Source organism: Cupriavidus sp. HPC(L) (genome assembly GCF_000307735.3).
GTDB lineage: Bacteria > Pseudomonadota > Gammaproteobacteria > Burkholderiales > Burkholderiaceae > Cupriavidus.
The window spans coordinates 1-16,178 of sequence record NZ_AMPR02000467.1 but is presented as its reverse complement, the minus strand read 5'-3'; the positions used below and the strand labels follow the sequence as shown (position 1 = coordinate 16,178).

Annotated in this window: 15 protein-coding genes; 9 read left to right on the top strand and 6 right to left on the bottom strand. The window is 68.7% G+C overall.

Annotated elements, in window-relative coordinates:
• On the bottom strand, positions 1-1,099 hold a 1,099-nt coding region (locus B551_RS24405; RefSeq protein WP_043442713.1), incomplete at its 3' end, for a Zn-dependent hydrolase.
• A 472-nt stretch (positions 1,100-1,571) separates the two neighbouring features.
• Between B551_RS24405 and B551_RS24400 the strand changes: the two genes are divergently transcribed.
• Positions 1,572-3,020: a C4-dicarboxylate transporter DctA gene (locus B551_RS24400; RefSeq protein WP_023265203.1), complete on the top strand. Its 1,449-nt coding sequence runs from the start codon at positions 1,572-1,574 to the stop codon at positions 3,018-3,020.
• Positions 3,021-3,062: 42 nt separating this feature from the next.
• On the top strand, positions 3,063-3,752 hold the full coding sequence (locus B551_RS24395) for a GntR family transcriptional regulator (RefSeq protein WP_023265202.1): 690 nt from the start codon (positions 3,063-3,065) through the stop codon (positions 3,750-3,752).
• 24 nt (positions 3,753-3,776) lie between these two features.
• Here the strand turns inward: B551_RS24395 and B551_RS24390 are convergent, their stop codons facing one another.
• Positions 3,777-4,142 carry a DUF2784 domain-containing protein gene (locus B551_RS24390; RefSeq protein WP_023265201.1) on the bottom strand — a complete coding sequence of 122 codons (366 nt, stop codon included), beginning with the start codon at positions 4,140-4,142 and terminating at the stop codon, positions 3,777-3,779.
• A gap of 34 nt (positions 4,143-4,176) precedes the next feature.
• The gene (locus tag B551_RS24385; RefSeq protein ID WP_023265200.1) at positions 4,177-5,097 is read right to left on the bottom strand and encodes a LysR family transcriptional regulator; all 921 of its coding nucleotides are present in this window, start codon (positions 5,095-5,097) and stop codon (positions 4,177-4,179) included.
• A 256-nt stretch (positions 5,098-5,353) separates the two neighbouring features.
• Here B551_RS24385 and gcl point away from each other — a divergent pair, with 256 nt between their 5' ends.
• The 6 genes from gcl (at position 5,354) to B551_RS24355 (ending at position 13,315) form a co-directional block, all read left to right on the top strand.
• A complete protein-coding gene (gene gcl, locus B551_RS24380; RefSeq protein ID WP_006578707.1) occupies positions 5,354-7,144 on the top strand; it encodes a glyoxylate carboligase in 1,791 nt (596 codons plus the stop codon).
• 94 nt (positions 7,145-7,238) lie between these two features.
• Positions 7,239-8,021 (top strand): hydroxypyruvate isomerase, encoded by a 783-nt coding sequence (gene hyi / locus B551_RS24375; protein ID WP_006578706.1) that lies wholly within the window; start codon positions 7,239-7,241, stop codon positions 8,019-8,021.
• Between the two features lie 251 nt (positions 8,022-8,272).
• The gene (glxR, locus tag B551_RS24370; protein WP_006578728.1) at positions 8,273-9,187 is read left to right on the top strand and encodes a 2-hydroxy-3-oxopropionate reductase; all 915 of its coding nucleotides are present in this window, start codon (positions 8,273-8,275) and stop codon (positions 9,185-9,187) included.
• A gap of 153 nt (positions 9,188-9,340) precedes the next feature.
• Positions 9,341-10,651, top strand: coding sequence for a glycerate kinase (locus B551_RS24365; protein WP_006578727.1), 1,311 nt, complete (start codon positions 9,341-9,343; stop codon positions 10,649-10,651).
• Between the two features lie 164 nt (positions 10,652-10,815).
• Positions 10,816-12,285 (top strand): pyruvate kinase, encoded by a 1,470-nt coding sequence (gene pyk, locus B551_RS24360; RefSeq protein ID WP_023265199.1) that lies wholly within the window; start codon positions 10,816-10,818, stop codon positions 12,283-12,285.
• A 160-nt stretch (positions 12,286-12,445) separates the two neighbouring features.
• The gene (locus B551_RS24355) at positions 12,446-13,315 is read left to right on the top strand and encodes a neutral zinc metallopeptidase (protein WP_006579708.1); all 870 of its coding nucleotides are present in this window, start codon (positions 12,446-12,448) and stop codon (positions 13,313-13,315) included.
• Between the two features lie 172 nt (positions 13,316-13,487).
• Here B551_RS24355 and B551_RS24350 read toward each other — a convergent pair whose 3' ends face one another.
• The 3 genes from B551_RS24350 to B551_RS24330 form a co-directional block, all read right to left on the bottom strand.
• Positions 13,488-13,841 carry a hypothetical protein gene (locus B551_RS24350; RefSeq protein WP_006579709.1) on the bottom strand — a complete coding sequence of 118 codons (354 nt, stop codon included), beginning with the start codon at positions 13,839-13,841 and terminating at the stop codon, positions 13,488-13,490.
• A gap of 297 nt (positions 13,842-14,138) precedes the next feature.
• Positions 14,139-14,558 carry a nucleoside diphosphate kinase regulator gene (gene rnk / locus B551_RS24340; RefSeq protein ID WP_023265197.1) on the bottom strand — a complete coding sequence of 140 codons (420 nt, stop codon included), beginning with the start codon at positions 14,556-14,558 and terminating at the stop codon, positions 14,139-14,141.
• A gap of 585 nt (positions 14,559-15,143) precedes the next feature.
• Complete coding sequence (locus tag B551_RS24330; RefSeq protein ID WP_006579711.1) at positions 15,144-15,587, bottom strand: Cd(II)/Pb(II)-responsive transcriptional regulator; 444 nt, start codon at positions 15,585-15,587, stop codon at positions 15,144-15,146.
• Positions 15,588-15,847: 260 nt separating this feature from the next.
• Here B551_RS24330 and B551_RS24325 point away from each other — a divergent pair.
• On the top strand, positions 15,848-16,178 hold a 331-nt coding region (locus B551_RS24325; protein ID WP_023265195.1), incomplete at its 3' end, for a hypothetical protein.

Below are 16,178 nucleotides of genomic sequence, written 5' to 3'. Positions count from 1 at the left end.
GGCCGGCGCCCGACGGCAGCAGGCGGACCGGCGCGCCCTGGCGCTCGATCGCCGCCGCCCACTGCTGCTGCAGCCACGGCGCGCACGGCACGCTGGCGGCCTCGTGGGTCTTGCGGACCTGCGCGCGGACCTTGCGGCGCGCGCAGATGCGTTCGATCTCGGCAAGCACGTCCGCGACGGCGGCCTGGCGCACCGCGTCCTCGCCGGCGCGGATATCGATCGAGAACACCGCACGGCCCGGCACGACGTTGGCGGCGCCGTTGGGCACGTTGAACTGGCCGACGGTGCCGACCAGGCCCGGCGAGCTGCTGCAGCGGCGCTCGATGAACAGGCCGATCTCGGCGCCGGCCATCGCGGCGTCCCGCCGCATGTCCATCGGCACGGTGCCTGCGTGGCCGGCCAGGCCGTCCAGCTCGACGATGAAGCGGGTCGCGCCGGAAATCGCGGTCACCACGCCCACCGGCAAGTTCTCGTTGAGCAGCACCGGCCCCTGCTCGATATGCACTTCGACGAAGGCCAGCACCTTGTCAGGCGAATGGGCCGCGGCCGGCAGGCCAGCCGGATCGAAGCCGGCCGCGCGCATCACGTCGCGCATGGTCTTGCCGCTGTCGTCGACGTTGTCCAGCACGTTCTGATCGAAGGTGCCGGCGATCGCGCGGCTGCCGAGCAGCGTGGCCTTGAAGCGCACGCCCTCTTCCTCCGCGAAGCCGACCACCTCGATCGCGAACGGAAAGCGCTTGCCCTGGCGATGCCATTCGGCGACGCAGGCGATCGGCAGGATCACGCCCAGATTGCCGTCGTAACGGCCGGCGTCGCGCACGGTGTCGAAATGCGACCCCGTCAGCAGCGCTGGCGCGTCCGGCTCGGTGCCTTCATAGCGTCCGATCACGTTGCCGGCGGCGTCGCGGCGCACCGTCATGCCGGCCGCTTCCATCCACGCCGCGAGCTGGGCGGCGGCGCCATGGTGCGCGTCGGTCAGATAGGTGCGAGTCAGCATGCCGGGCTGCTCGGTGTGTACGGCGAGGGCGTCGGCCCAGGCCATGATGCGCGCGCCGACTTCGGTGCCGGACACCGAGGAGGGCGTTGTGGATGCTGCCATGCGTGTCTCCTGCTGAACGGATCGTGCCGGCTGTCGGCCGGCACCCGGGCCCCCGGACGGGGATGCGATGACTGTAGCGCGCTCGCTCGTGGCTTGGCGAGCCTGTTGGGCTGCCCGCCTGGCGCGGTGGCTGTTGTGCTTTTGTGGTGCGCTGTTTCCCGGCGCAAAGGCGCGCCCCGGGAGCATCGATGCGAACCATGTTAGCACAGTGAATTCAAAAATTGCATACAAAAAAGATATGCACTATATTCCGGTCCAGGTTCCGACAAAGCGCTGCGGACAATCCGGTCCAGACAGTCGTCGGCGTGAATTCCGCCCCAACAGGGGGGCCTTCCACGCGAGCCCACGCCCCGTCCCGGGGAGGTGTGCCGGACCCGAGACACCGTCGCCGACAAGCGGCGCCGGTGGCAGTCCTGAATCGAACAGGGCGAGCCGTCACACCGACACGGACTCGCCCGTCTGGAGACAAGTCATGCAGCAACCCGCCCTGCCCGGCGCCGGCCGGCCGCACACGCCTACCCCGAATTCCTCCCCCCGCCATCCGATCCACCGATTCACGCGCTCGCTGTTCGGCCAGGTGCTGATCGCGCTGGTGCTGGGCACGGTGCTCGGCCTGGCCTTCCCCGAGTTCGCCGCCAAGCTCAAGCCGCTCGGCGACGCGTTCATCAAGCTGATCAAGATGCTGATCGCGCCGATCGTGTTCTGCGTGGTCGTCGCCGGCATCTGCGGCGCCGGCGAGCTGAAGAAGGTCGGCCGCGTCGGCGTCAAGGCGGTGGTCTACTTCGAGATCGTCACCACCATCGCGCTGGCGCTCGGCATCCTGCTGGCCTACGTGTTCCAGCCCGGCGCCGGCATGAACGTCAACCCGGCTTCGCTCGACGCCTCGGCGATGAGCGCCTATGTCGACAACGCGGCCAAGGTGGCCAGCGGCGGCACCGTCGACTTCCTGCTCAAGCTGATTCCGTCGACCGTGATCGGCGCCTTCTCGTCGGGCGACGTACTGCAGGTGCTGCTGGTCTCGGTGCTGTTCGGCTGCGCGCTGTCGCTGATCGGCGAGCCGGGCCGGCCGCTGGTCAGGCTGATCGACACCTTCTCGCAGACGCTGTTCAAGATGATGGGCTTCATCATCAAGCTGGCGCCGCTCGGCGTGCTGGGCGCGGTGGCCTTCACCGTCGGCAAGTACGGCATCGGCTCGCTCAAGCAGCTCGGCTTCCTGGTGGTGCTGTTCTACGGCGCGGTCGTCGTGTTCGTCGCCGTGGTGCTGGGCACCGTGATGCGGATGTCGGGCTTCTCGGTGTTCAAGCTGATCAAGTACCTGCGCGCCGAACTGCTGGTGGTGCTCGGTACGGCCTCGTCGGACAGCGTGCTGCCGCAGGTCATGCGCAAGCTCGAATTCATGGGCATCCGCAAGTCGGTGGTCGGCCTGGTGATCCCGACCGGCTATTCGTTCAACCTCGACGCCTTCTCGATCTATCTGACGCTGGCGGCGGTGTTCATCGCGCAGGCGACCAACACGGCGCTGTCGATGGCCGACCTGCTCGGCATCCTGGCCGTCGCGCTGGTGACCTCGAAGGGCGCGCATGGCATCCCCGGTTCCGCCATCGTGATCCTGGCCGCGACGCTGTCCGCGCATCCGGCGATCCCGGCGATCGGCCTGGTGCTGGTGCTGTCGGTCGACTGGTTCATCGGCATCGCCCGCGCGCTGGGCAACCTGATCGGCAACTGCGTCGCGACCGTGGTGGTGGCGTCCTGGGAAAAGGACATCGACCGCGAACGCGCGCATGCCGTGCTGAACGGCCAGATCCCGGCGGCCGAACTGGACGAAGGGCTCAGCGCGCCGGTGCTCGACGGCCTGGACGGCATGGAAGGAAGCCAGGCCCCCGGGTATGCGCCGGTGCCGGGTAAAGCCACGGGACGATAGAATTCGGCATTTCCCCCAAGCGCGCCGCCCGCGCTGCGCCCCATGCCCGAGCATATCGACCCAGCCATGACCGCCGAAGCGATCGCCGACGACATCGTCGCGGCGATCGTCTCGCACCGCCTGCCGCCCGGCACCAAGCTGCGCGAGGAGGCTCTGGCGGCGGTCTACCGGGTCAGCCGTACGAAGGTGCGCGCGGCGCTGCTGATGCTGTCCAAGGACAAGGTGATCCAGATCGTGCCCGACAAGGGCGCGTTCGTCGCCAAGCCCAGCGCCGAGGAGGCCCGCGAGGTCTTCGCCGTGCGGCGCATCCTCGAGGCCGCGCTGGCCCGCGAGTTCGTCGCGCGCGCCACCGCCGCCGACTACAAACGCATCGACAAGCATCTGGCCGCGGAGAAGAAGGCGCTGGCCGGCAACGACGCGCAGACCCGTACCCGGCTGCTCAGCGACTTCCATATCCTGCTGGCCGAGGTGGTCGGCAACAAGGTGCTGACCGAGATGCTGCACGAGCTGTCGATGCGCAGCGCGGTGATCACGATGCTGTATCAGTCGCGCCGCGATGCGGCTTGCTCGTCGGACGAGCACCGCGAATTCATCGAAGCGGCGCGCGCCGGCGACGCCGAGCGCGCGGTCGAACTGATGGTCGGCCACCTGAGCCATGTCGAAGGCGCGCTGCACTTCGACGAGGTCCCGGCGCCGGCCGGCAAGGACCTGGTGACGGCGCTGCTGGCCTGACGTCCTGGTCGCCCGTGCGCCGTGTCAATGCCGGCGCCGCCGCGACCACCACCACAGCGCGTACACCGCGACATTGATCCCCACCACCAGCGCGCCCAGCCACAGCTGCGTCTCGCGCGTCAGCGCCTGCGGGTACAGCAGCGGCAGCAGATATTGCTCGACGAAGCCGCCGGCATAGCCTTGCTCGCCGGCGGCATGCCGCAACCGATTTTCCAGCGGCGTCAGCGGGCAGATCCAGCCGGTCCATTCGACGGTGGCGCCCCACAGCGCGGCCGGCAGATGCAGCCACGCGACCCGGGGCCAGCGCCACAGCAGCACGCCGCCCGCGACGACAAAGGCGACGAACAGCAGGTGCAGCACCACCACGGCATCTGCCAGCCAGGCAGCCATCGGCCCTCCCCTTCGAAGCCGGCGCCCCGGATGCTTACGCGCCGCCGGCGCGCGCGGTCCAGTAGCCCGGGCGGATGAACTCGGTCTTCAGGTGCTCGATGAAGAAGCGGATCTTCGCGGGTACGGGTCGCTGCTGCGGGTACACCGCCAGGATGTCGTAGTCGGGCAGCGCGTATTCGTCCAGCACCGTGATCAGCTCTCCGCTCTCCAGCTGCGGCAGGATCTCCCACGTCGAGCGCCAGCCCAGCCCCAGGCCTTCGCAGGTCCAGCGGTGCAGCAACTCGCCATCGTTGCAGTCGAGATTGCCGGTCACGCGCACGCTGACGGCCTTGCCGTTGTGGCGGAAGTACCAGCCGCGCTGCTGTCCGCCCTGCAGGTTGAACGCCAGGCAGTTGTGCTGCGCCAGGTCATCCAGCGTACGCGGCACGCCGTGCTTCGCGAAGTAGGCCGGCGTGCCGCACACCACGCGCTTGTTGGTCGCCAGCTTGATCGCGACGAAGTTCGGGTCGATCGCGCCGCCGATGCGGATGCCGACATCGTAGCCCTCGCGCACCAGATCGACGACACGGTCGGTCAGGTTGAATGAGATCTGCACCTCGGGATTGCTGGCGAGGAAGGCCGGCGCGTGCGGGGCCACGTGCTTGCGGCCGAACGCCGCCGGGGCCGAGACAATCAAATGGCCGGTGGCCTTGTGGCGGCCCTCGGCGATCAGCATCTCGGCGCGGTCCAGGTCCGCCAGCGCCTTCTTGCACTGCTCCATGAAGGCGGCGCCCTGCTCGGTCACGACGATGCGGCGCGTGGAGCGGTGCAGCAATTTGACCCCGATGCGCGCCTCGAGCGCGTTGATGCGCCGGCCGATCATCACCGGCGTGACGCCCTGGGTCAGCGCGGCGGCCGCCATGCTGCCCTGCTCCACCACCGAGATGAAGGCTTCGATCTGTTTGAGTTTGTCCACTCTTTGTCTCCTCCCGCGCCCGATTGTGCGCCGCGCCGCGATGCGCCGGCATCCGTCGCGCGCTATGCCGGCAATGCGCCGGAACGCATGACGCCGATGAACGCCAATCAACGCGGACGGTGCGCCGGCGCACGCGCCAGACGACATCATTCCAAACCTCAGGTATGGAATCAACTGATCTCTCTTCCCTTTATCGCAGCGCCAAGGCGGTAATAGGATCGACTCCAACGGAAATTCATCACCATTGGAGACAGACATGCCGAAGATGAGAGCAGTGGACGCGGCGGTGGCCGTGCTGGAAAAGGAAGGCATCACCGTGGCGTTCGGCGTACCGGGCGCGGCCATCAACCCGTTCTATTCGGCGATGCGCAAGACCGGCTCGATCGACCACTACCTGGCGCGCCACGTCGAGGGCGCCTCGCACATGGCCGAGGGCTATACGCGCGCCGAGGCCGGCAATATCGGCGTCTGCATCGGCACCTCGGGCCCGGCCGGCACCGACATGATCACCGGGCTGTATTCGGCCTGGGCCGACTCGATTCCCATCCTCTGCATCACCGGCCAGGCCCCGCGCGCCCGCCTGTACAAGGAGGACTTCCAGGCCGTCGATATCGAATCGATCGCCAAGCCGGTGACCAAGTGGGCCGTGACCGTGCGCGAGCCGGCGCTGGTGCCGCAGGTCTTCCAGCAGGCGTTCCACCTGATGCGTTCGGGCCGTCCGGGTCCGGTGCTGATCGATCTGCCGTTCGACGTGCAGGTTGCCGAGATCGAGTTCGATCCGGAAACCTACCAGCCGCTGCAGCCGTACAAGCCGGCCGCGTCGCGCGCGCAGATCGAGAAGGCGATCGCGATGCTGAACGCCTCGGCCAAGCCGCTGATCGTCTGCGGCGGCGGCGTGATCAACGCCGATGCGGCGGACCTGCTGGTCGAGTTCGCCGAGCTGGTCAACGTGCCGGTGGTGCCGACGCTGATGGGCTGGGGCGTGCTGGCCGACGATCATCCGCTGCAGGCCGGCATGGTCGGGCTGCAGACCTCGCACCGCTACGGCAACGCGAACCTGCTGGCGTCCGACTTCGTGATGGGCATCGGCAACCGCTGGGCCAACCGCCATACCGGCAGCGTCGACGTCTACACCAAGGGCCGCAAGTTCGTGCACGTCGATATCGAGCCGACGCAGATCGGCCGCGTGTTCGGTCCGGACCTGGGCATCGTCTCCGATGCGAAGCTGGCGCTGCAGCAGTTCGTCGAGGTCGCCCGTGAAATGAAGCAGGCAGGCCGGCTGCCGTGCCGCAAGGCCTGGGTCGCCGAGGTGCAGAAGCGCCGCCGCACGATGCATCGCAAGAGCGATTTCGACAACGTTCCGGTCAAGCCGCAGCGCGTCTATCGCGAGATGAACCAGTACTTCCCGCGCGACGTGCGCTACGTCAGCACGATCGGCCTGTCGCAGATCGCCGCGGCGCAGTTCCTGTCGGTCAACCAGCCGCGCCACTGGATCAACTGCGGCCAGGCGGGCCCGCTGGGCTGGACCATTCCGGCCGCGATCGGCGTCAAGGTCGCCTCGCCCGAGTCGGACGTGGTGGCGATTTCCGGCGACTACGACTTCCAGTTCATGATCGAGGAGCTGGCGGTGGCGGCGCAGTTCAAGGTGCCGTACATCCACGTGCTGGTCAACAACTCCTACCTCGGCCTGATCCGCCAGGCGCAGCGCAATTTCGAGATGGACTACTGCGTGCAGCTGGCCTTCGACAACATCAACGCGCCGGAGCTCGACGGCTATGGCGTCGACCACGTCAAGGTGGTGGAAGGCCTGGGCTGCAAGGCGATCCGCGTGTTCAAACCCGAGGACATCGCCCCGGCCTTCGCCGAGGCGCGCGACCTGATGGCCGAGTTCTCGGTGCCGGTGGTGGTCGAGGTGATCCTGGAGCGCGTGACCAATATCGCGATGGGTACCGAGATCGACAACATCAACGAGTTCGAGCCGATCGACGATCGCGTCGACGAGGAAGCCGACACGGCGATCCTGACGGAAGAAGCGGAAACGGCCTGACGCGCGCGCAGGCGGACGCGGGCCGATTCATCGGCGTGCCGTCCGCCGCCCTTGGGCCGTAACGACATCACCACCCAGACTGTTGGAGACATCCATGCCGAAACTGGCTGCCAACCTGACCATGCTGTTCAACGAGGTCGGTTTCCTCGACCGCTTCGAAGCCGCCGCGCGCGCGGGCTTTCGCGGCGTCGAGTTCCTGTTCCCCTATGCCTTCCATGCCGATCAGATCGCCGATCGGCTCAACCGCTTCCAGCTCGACCTGGTGCTGCACAACCTGCCGGCAGGCAAGTGGGAAGCGGGCGAGCGCGGCATCGCCTGCCATCCGGATCGCGTCGGCGAATTCCAGGACGGCGTCGGCGACGCGATCCAGTACGCCAGGGCGCTGGGCGTGCAGCAGCTGAACTGCCTGGTCGGCATCCTGCCGCAGAACGTCAGGCGCGAGCAGGCGCAGGAGACGCTGGTCGAGAACCTGCGCTTTGCCGCCCGCAAGCTGGCCGCCGAGAAGATCGACCTGCTGATCGAGCCGATCAATACCTTCGACATCCCGGGCTTCTTCCTGTCGCGCACGCAGCAGGCGCTCGATCTGATCGACCAGGTCGGCGAGCCCAATCTGTACGTGCAGTACGACATCTATCACATGCAGCGGATGGAAGGCGAGATCGCCGCGACGCTGAAGGCCAACCTGCCGCGCATCAAGCATGTGCAGCTGGCCGACAACCCGGGCCGCAACGAGCCGGGCACCGGCGAGCTGAACTACGGCTTCCTGTTCGGCTGGCTCGACCAGATCGGCTACACCGGCTGGGTCGGCTGCGAATACAAGCCGCGCACGACTACCGAGGCGGGACTGGGCTGGCGCGCGCAGTTCGGCGTGCAGTAAGTGGGGGCTGGTACGAACCTCCACGGCAGGCCGTAGGGCTCCCCTCTCCCCCTCGCGGGAGAGGGGTGGGGGAGAGGGCAAGGGCATTCGCAATAGCGAACGCGGTCGATTGACCACCGCCCCTTCCCTCTCCCCCGGCCCCTCTCCCGCGTTGCGGGAGAGGGGAGAAGCCCCCTGCGAGCGGACGGTCCAAGCACTGCCCCAACAATCGGATCCGATTTCTTCCATCACCAAATCCAAGGAGACTCACCATGGCAAACCAACGCAACGTCGGCTTCATCGGCCTGGGCATCATGGGTGCGCCGATGGCCGGCCACCTGCGCGCGGCCGGCCACACGCTGTTCGTCCATGACGTCAATCCGGCGCCGCAGGCGCTGGTCGACGCTGGCGTCACGGTCTGCACCAGCGCCGAGGAGGTCGCCAAGCGCGCCGACATCGTGATCATCATGGTGCCCGACACCCCGCACGTGGAAAGCGTGCTGTTCAGCGACAAGGGCGTGGCCGCCGCGCTGAAGGCGGCCGGCAAGGAGGCCTCGCACAGCAAGATCGTGGTCGACATGAGCTCGATCTCGCCGATCGCCACCAAGGACTTCGCGGCGCGCATCAACAAGCTGGGCGCGGCGTACCTCGACGCGCCGGTGTCGGGCGGCGAAGTGGGCGCGAAGGCGGCCACGCTGACGATCATGGTCGGCGGCCCGGCCGAGGCCTTCGAGGAGGTCAAGCCGCTGTTCGAGCTGATGGGCAAGAACATCACGCTGGTCGGCGGCAATGGCGATGGCCAGACCACCAAGGTGGCCAACCAGATCATCGTCGCGCTGAACATCCAGGCCGTCGCCGAGGCGCTGCTGTTCGCCTCGAAGGCCGGCGCCGATCCGGCCAAGGTGCGTCAGGCGCTGATGGGCGGCTTCGCCTCGTCGCGCATCCTCGAAGTGCACGGCGAGCGCATGGTCAAGCGCACCTTCGATCCGGGCTTCCGCATCGAACTGCACCAGAAGGACCTGAACCTGGCGCTGCAGGGCGCCAAGACGCTGGGTGTGGCGCTGCCGAACACCGCGACCGCGCAGGAGCTGTTCAACACCTGCGCCGCCAATGGCTTCGGCAAGCAGGATCACTCGGCGCTGTGCCGCGCGATCGAGCTGATGTCGAACCATACGATCGCGAAGTAAGCCGCCGGCCGGGGGCGCGCTACCGGCGCCCTCGTCCTGGCCAACCCTGGCGTCGTCCCCGCGAATGCGGGGACCCAGTGACTTCGGAAGCCGCTGGGTTCCCGCGTTCGCGGGAATGACGAGTCGCTCCGCCTACGCTCATCCCGCACCGCCATGTATTCCGATTCCCACGCCGCCCTGCTGACGCCGCAGCGTCGCGACAGTCTTGCCGATCCGCGCGCGCTGCTGCGCGAGCTGTTCGACACAGCGGTTGCCGCGGTCAGTCCGGGCCAATGCCTGCCGCCGCAACTGCCGCCACCGCCCAAGGGCCGTACCGTGGTGATCGGCGCGGGCAAGGCCGCCGCGTCGATGGCGCAGGCGGTCGAGGCCAACTGGCAAGGCGAACTGTCGGGACTGGTGGTCACGCGCTACGGGCACGGGGCATCGTGCTCGCGCATCGAGGTCGTCGAGGCCGCGCATCCGGTGCCCGACGCCGCGGGACAGCAGGCCGCGCAGCGCATGGTCGAGTTGGTCAAGGGACTGAGCGCCGACGACCTGGTGCTGTGCCTGATCTCGGGCGGCGGCTCGGCGCTGCTGGCCGCGCCCGCGCCGGGGCTGACGCTGGCCGACAAGCAGGCCGTCAACAAGGCGCTGCTGCGCAGCGGCGCCAATATCGGCGAGATGAACTGCGTGCGCAAGCACCTTTCCGCGCTCAAGGGCGGCAGGCTCGCGCTGCAATGCGCGCCCGCGCGCGTCGAGACGCTGCTGATCTCCGACATTCCGGGCGACGATCCGACGCTGATCGCCAGCGGCCCGACGTTGCCCGACGCCACCACCTGCGCCGATGCGCTGGCGGTGATCGACAAATACGGCATCGAGGTGCCGGCGGCTGTGCGCGCGCATCTGGAGAGCGGCGCCGGCGAAACGCCCAAGCCTGGCGACGCGCGCTTCGAAGGCCATCGCAGCGTGACGCTGGCCACCGCGCAGCAGGCGCTGGAAGCCGCCGCTGCGCGTGCGCGTGCGCTCGGCATCGAGGCCCACATTCTTTCGGATTGCATCGAGGGCGAGGCGCGCGAGGTCGCGCTGGTGCATGCGGCGCTGGCGCGCCAGGTGTCGCAGCGCGGCCAGCCGTGGCGCAAGCCCTGCGTGCTGCTGTCGGGCGGGGAGACCACCGTGACCGTGCGCGGCAATGGCCGCGGCGGACGCAACGCGGAATTCCTGCTGTCGCTGGCGGTGGCGCTCGACGGCCTGCCCGGCGTGCATGCGATCGCCGCCGACACCGACGGCATCGACGGCTCGGAGGACAACGCCGGCGCGCTGCTGTCGCCCGACACGCTCGAGCGCGCCGCCGCGCGCGGCGTGTCGGCGCGGGCGTGCCTGGCCGACAACGACGGCCACGGCTTCTTCGCCGCGCTCGACGATCTGATCGTCACCGGGCCGACGCGCACCAACGTCAACGACTTCCGCGCGATGCTGATCCTCTGACGATGGCCCTGCGACGCCGCCGCGCCTGCCGGGAACGACAACCACAACAGCAACGGTATCGAATCGCGACCGGCACGCCAACGTGCCGGATCCCACCGCATCAACGCGAACAACGCGATCACTGCGAACACCGCACCACTGCAATCACCGCAACAGGAGACACCATGAGACGCCAGCGCAAAGCCAAGATCGTTGCCACGCTGGGACCGGCGAGCACCGATATCGCGGTGATCCGGCAGCTGTTCGAGGCCGGCGCCGACGTGTTCCGGCTGAACTTCAGCCACGGAACGCATGAAGACCATCGCCAGCGCTACCAGGCCGTGCGGCAGGTCGAGGCCGAGACCGGCCGTCCGATCGCGGTGCTGGCCGATCTGCAGGGACCGAAGCTGCGCATCGGCACCTTCGCGGTCGGCAAGGTCGCGGTCAAGGCCGGCGATCCGTTCGTGCTCGACAGCGATCCGACCCCGGGCGATGCGACGCGCGTGCATCTGCCGCATCCGGAGCTGTTCCGCGTCGCCGCGCCGGGCCAGTCGCTGCTGATCGACGACGGCAAGGTGCAGCTGCGGATCGAGTCGGTGTCGGCGGGCAGCATTACCACGCGCGTGGTCAATCATGGCACGCTGTCGGACCGCAAGGGCGTCAACGTGCCCGACGCGGTGATCCCGATTCCCGCGCTGACCGACAAGGACCGCCGCGATCTCGAGTTTGCGCTGTCGCTCGGCGCGGACTGGATCGCGCTGTCGTTCGTGCAGCGTCCCTCGGACATCGTCGAGGCGCGCGAGATCATCGGCACGCGCGCCGGCGTGCTGTCGAAGATCGAGAAGCCGGCCGCGCTGCAGCAGCTCGACGAGATCGTGCGCGTGTCCGACGCCGTGATGGTCGCGCGCGGCGACCTCGGCGTGGAACTGCCGCCCGAGCGCGTGCCCGGCGTACAGAAGCGCATCCTGCGCGTGTGCCGGCAGCTCGGCAAGCCGATCGTGATCGCCACGCAGATGCTCGAATCGATGATCGATTCGCCGGTGCCCACGCGTGCCGAGGCGTCCGACGTCGCCAGCGCGATCTACGACGGCGCCGATGCCGTGATGCTGTCGGCCGAGTCGGCCAACGGCCGCCACCCGGTGCCCGCGGTCGCGATGATGAACCGCATCATCACCGAGGTCGAACGCGATCCGCTCTATCGCAATCTGCTCGACGCCCAGCACGAGGCGCCGCTGTCGACTCGGCAGGACGCGATCTGCGCCGCGCTGCGCGAGGTCACGCAGATCATCGGTGCGGCGGCGACGGTGGCCTACACGTCGTCGGGCGCGACCGCGCTGCGCGCGGCGCGCGAGCGGCCGTGCGCGCCGATCGTCAGCATCACGCCGCATGTCGAGATCGCGCGGCGGCTCGCGCTCGCCTGGGGCGTCCATTCGACCGTCAGCCCGGACGTGCAGAGCGTCGACGAGATGGTCGATGCGGCGACGCGCGCGGCGCTGGCCGAGGGCTATGCCCAGCCGGGCGACCAGATCACCATCGCGGCCGGCATGCCGTTCGGCCAGGGCGGCACCACCAATCTGCTGCGCGTGGCCGAGGTCGGCGGCACCAGGGTGCCGGCCAGCGTCGCGGCCGAGGCTGCCAGCGCCGTGCCCGCGTAACCGTGCCCGCATAACCTGGCCCGCATAACGTGCCCGCACGAGCCGGGGCGCCCTCCCCGCAATCCCGCGCCGTGCCGCCATTGCTATACTTGGCGGCACTTCGCGGCCGGGCGCCTTTGCCCGTTTCCCGTGGCCGCGACCCTGAACCAGCGGAGCGACCATGCGCCTTGACGACGAAGCCGAAAGCCAACATGTGGAAGACCGGCGAGGCAGCAGAGGCTTCGGCGCCGGCCGCAAGACCATCGGCATCGGCACGATCCTGGTCGCCCTCGCCGCCTCCTACTTCTTCGGCATCGATCCGACCGTGATCATGCAGGGCGCCTCGGTGCTGCAGCAGTCCGAGGCGCCGCAGCAGCAGGCCACCCAGGGCCCGCCCGCCACCGACCCGATGTCCGTGTTCGTCCGCAAGGTGCTCGGCAGCACCGAGCGCACCTGGTCGCGGCTATTCGAAACCGAGCTGAACCGGCGCTACGAGCCGCCGACGCTGGTGCTGTTCACCGGCGCGACGCAGACCGCCTGCGGCATGGGCCAGTCCGCGATGGGCCCGTTCTATTGCCCGGCCGACCAGAAGGTCTATATCGACCTGGCGTTCTACGACGAACTGCGCAAGCGCTTCGGCGCGGCGGGCGACTTCGCCCAGGCCTATGTGATCGCGCATGAGGTCGGCCACCATGTGCAGCACCTGCTCGGCGTGGCAGACAAGGTCGACAGCGCGCGCCGCCGCATGGGCGAGGCCCAGGCGAACCAGCTGTCGGTTCGGATGGAACTGCAGGCCGATTGCCTGGCCGGGGTCTGGGCCGCGGCCGCGCAACGCGCCAACCAGCAGCTGCTGGAACCCGGGGATATCGAAGAGGGGCTGCAGGCCGCCGCCGCGATCGGCGACGACCGTCTGCAGCGCCAGTCGCAAGGCTATGTCGTGCCGGAAGCCTTCACGCACGGCACCAGCGAGCAGCGGGTCCGCTGGCTGCGGCGCGGACTCGAATCGGCCGATATCGGCCGCTGCGACGCGTTCGCGGCGCGCCAGCTGTAACGGCCGGCGCGCTCGGCAGGCAACGGACTGCGGAATAAAAAACACCCACCCGGAGAGAGAGAGAAGGAGGAAAGGAGGTCAACCGGGCAGGTGGGAGATAAACCGGTGTGGCCGGCGCGCTTGCCTGGCGGTGGCCTGGGATGGCTACCCGTGGCGCGGCGCCGGCCTGGCGTCAGACGCGATAGCCGTACAGCGAGCCGTCGCCGCTGCGGGCGTTGTCCAGCGAGCTCGCGGCAATCTCGCCGCTCGGCGCACGGGCGCCTTCGCTGAAGTTGTCGAACTGGCCTTGGCGGGTGCCTTCGCTATAGGGATCGAACTTGCCCTGGCGCGCGCCTTCGCTGAAGGTATCGAACTTGCCCTGGCGGGCGCCGTCGGTGAAGGTGTTGAACTTGCCGGCGCGCAGCGCATCGGCGTAGACGTCGAACTTGCCGACCTTGCTCGAGGTGGCGGGTGCGGCCACGGCGACCGCCGAGGTCGCAGCCACGATGACGGCCAATGCGCCGCCGATGATACGGCTGGTGATCATTTGGGACTCCTTCAACTGAGCTTTATTTGTGTGTCAGCTACCTGCTGCCCCTGAGCGATCTATGTCGCCATGTGAGCACGGGTTGAAGGTTAGTCCCTGGCCTTGCGGCCACAAATGGGGCTGCGACGAACGGTGAGTTGTGCGCCGTGAAACGACAACTTGGCGGAATCAGCGGCGCCCCGCGCGAGGCGCCGCCGCCGGGCCGCCGGCGCCTTACAACGCGAAGTACCGCGTCAACTGCAGCGCCAACTACAGCGCCAACTACAGCGCCAACTACAGCGCCAACTACAGCGCCAACTACAGCGTGAACTGGCCGTTCGCCTCGGGCTGATAGGACAGCTCCAGCACCGTCACCCGCTGCTCGCGGCCGTCCGGCAGCCGATAGCTGACCGTCTCGCCAGCGCGGGCGCCCAGCAGCGCCTGTCCGACCGGCGAGAACACCGAGATCCGGCCCGCCTCGAAGTCGGCGTTGTCCGGGTACACCAGCGTCCACTGGCGCGGCGCCGGGTCCCCTTCCAGCGCGCAGCGCACCGACGAGTTCATCGTCACCACGTCCTGCGGAATCGCCTCGGGCGGCACGATCGCCGCACGGGCCAGGATATCGTCCAGCATCTCGGCGATGCCGTTGGCGGGGGCCCGGCTGGCGATGCGCTCCAGTCGGGTCACGTCGAGTTCGGTCAGGTACAGCGTGGGCTGCAGCGAAGCGGATGCGGTCATGGCGGCTCCTGTATGGTGCGCGCGCCTGGGCGCGCTTGTCTGGCTTGTCTGTTGGATTCGGCCGGATCGGCGTCCGCCCGGCGATGGTGCCGGTGGACGCCCGGCGTGCGGCTACTGCGAGCGGCGCGCGTGGCGGGAAAACGATCCGGAAAAGGAGGCTCGGGCCCGGTTCGGCTGGCCCGGCGCGACTGCGGTGCGGCTAGGCTGGGAACCGGGCGGGATCAAGCGGGGCGGGGATTCGGCGCGTGATCCGGCGGGAAGGGACGGCGGCCAGACCGGCCGCCATACGCGGTGCGCGCATCAGCGGTGCGCGCATGCGGGCCGCGTTCGCAATCTGCCGCGCCACGCGCACGCCAGCCAGCCGGGCAAGGCGGCGGGCCTGGGCGAACGAGACGAAGCGGCGAGCGAACATCGGCAAGGGGTGCGGTTTGGGAATGCGGCGCCGTGGCCGCGGTCCCGAAAGTCGTAGTTCGGAAGCTAAAACCGGCTGCTCAAAAAAAAAAAGCGGGCGCGACGAATCGCGTGACCGGTTAGCGGGATGCTAGCACAGCACCGGCAAAGTGGCGCGGCCCGGACCGCCGCGGCTCAATGCGGATGGCCGGCTTCGGTGCGGTGGCACTCGCAAGGTCCGCCGCCGGCCGCCTGCTGCAGGTTCTGCAGGATGCCGCATTCGCTGGCGCGGTGGCCTTCCTCGCAGGTGTGCCGCAGCGCCCGCAACTGGCTCTCCAGCGCCTCCAGCGCGAGCCGCTGCGCGTGGATCTGCTCGATCTGCCGGTCCAGCAGCGAATTGATGCCGTCGCAGGCCGCGCTCGGATCGCGCGCGAAATCGCGCAGCCGGCGCACGTCGGACAGGCTCATGCCGAGCGAGCGGCAGTGACGCACGAAGTTCAGCTGCACCAGATGGGCGTCGCCGTAGCGGCGATAGCCGTTGTCCTCGCGCTGGGGCGCATCGAGCAGCCCTTCGCGCTCGTAGTAGCGGATCGTCTCCGCGTCGCAGCCCGACTGGCGGGCGAGTTCTCCGATTCTCATGATCCCCACCTTGTAGCGATTACAGGGTTTTCAAGAGGCAGTGTAGTGCAGCGGTGTGCGCTTTGCCTTTGACCCGGTGCCTGCAATGGTCTCTGGTCCTCGGTGGTGCTCCGAAGCCGCTGGGCCCCCGCCTTCGCGGGGGCGACGGGAACGGACCGATTTCCCGCCCGAATGGCGCGTTCGCATCTCGGGTAGAATCGCCCAACCGGGTCGGCCCGAGAAGCTGGCCCGGATCGCTTTCAATACCCCACGCGAACCTCGTGCTGCGCTCCGCCACCTTCGTGCGATCGCTGCAGCGACTGCTCCGGCTGTCGCTGTTGCCGCTGCTGCTTGCCCTGCTGCCGCTGCATGGCTGGGCAGGCGCCGGCATGCCCGCAGGCGGCGTGGCCACGCACGCGACCGAATCGGTCGAGGCCGCCAAGGCGATCGACGTCGTCGCGACCATCGACACGGTACTGGCCGGCGCTTCGGATCTGTTGAGCGCCACCGCCGACCCGGCATCGGACTGCGGCGCGCCCGCGCCCTCCCCGTTCGCCGATGCCGGCGAAGCCGCGCCGTCCGGCGCCGATCTGGCCGAACAACTGCTGCTTC

Bases quoted from the DNA above. Each gene is read 5' to 3' on its own strand.
- B551_RS24355 (WP_006579708.1), top strand. From the start codon at position 12,446: ATGCGCCTTGACGACGAAGCCGAAAGCCAACATGTGGAAGACCGGCGA.
- pyk (WP_023265199.1), top strand. From the start codon at position 10,816: ATGAGACGCCAGCGCAAAGCCAAGATCGTTGCCACGCTGGGACCGGCG.
- B551_RS24400 (WP_023265203.1), top strand. From the start codon at position 1,572: ATGCAGCAACCCGCCCTGCCCGGCGCCGGCCGGCCGCACACGCCTACC.
- rnk (WP_023265197.1), bottom strand. From the start codon at position 14,558: ATGACCGCATCCGCTTCGCTGCAGCCCACGCTGTACCTGACCGAACTC.
- gcl (WP_006578707.1), top strand. From the start codon at position 5,354: ATGCCGAAGATGAGAGCAGTGGACGCGGCGGTGGCCGTGCTGGAAAAG.
- B551_RS24390 (WP_023265201.1), bottom strand. From the start codon at position 4,142: ATGGCTGCCTGGCTGGCAGATGCCGTGGTGGTGCTGCACCTGCTGTTC.
- B551_RS24395 (WP_023265202.1), top strand. From the start codon at position 3,063: ATGCCCGAGCATATCGACCCAGCCATGACCGCCGAAGCGATCGCCGAC.
- B551_RS24330 (WP_006579711.1), bottom strand. From the start codon at position 15,587: ATGAGAATCGGAGAACTCGCCCGCCAGTCGGGCTGCGACGCGGAGACG.
- hyi (WP_006578706.1), top strand. From the start codon at position 7,239: ATGCCGAAACTGGCTGCCAACCTGACCATGCTGTTCAACGAGGTCGGT.
- glxR (WP_006578728.1), top strand. From the start codon at position 8,273: ATGGCAAACCAACGCAACGTCGGCTTCATCGGCCTGGGCATCATGGGT.
- B551_RS24350 (WP_006579709.1), bottom strand. From the start codon at position 13,841: ATGATCACCAGCCGTATCATCGGCGGCGCATTGGCCGTCATCGTGGCT.
- B551_RS24365 (WP_006578727.1), top strand. From the start codon at position 9,341: ATGTATTCCGATTCCCACGCCGCCCTGCTGACGCCGCAGCGTCGCGAC.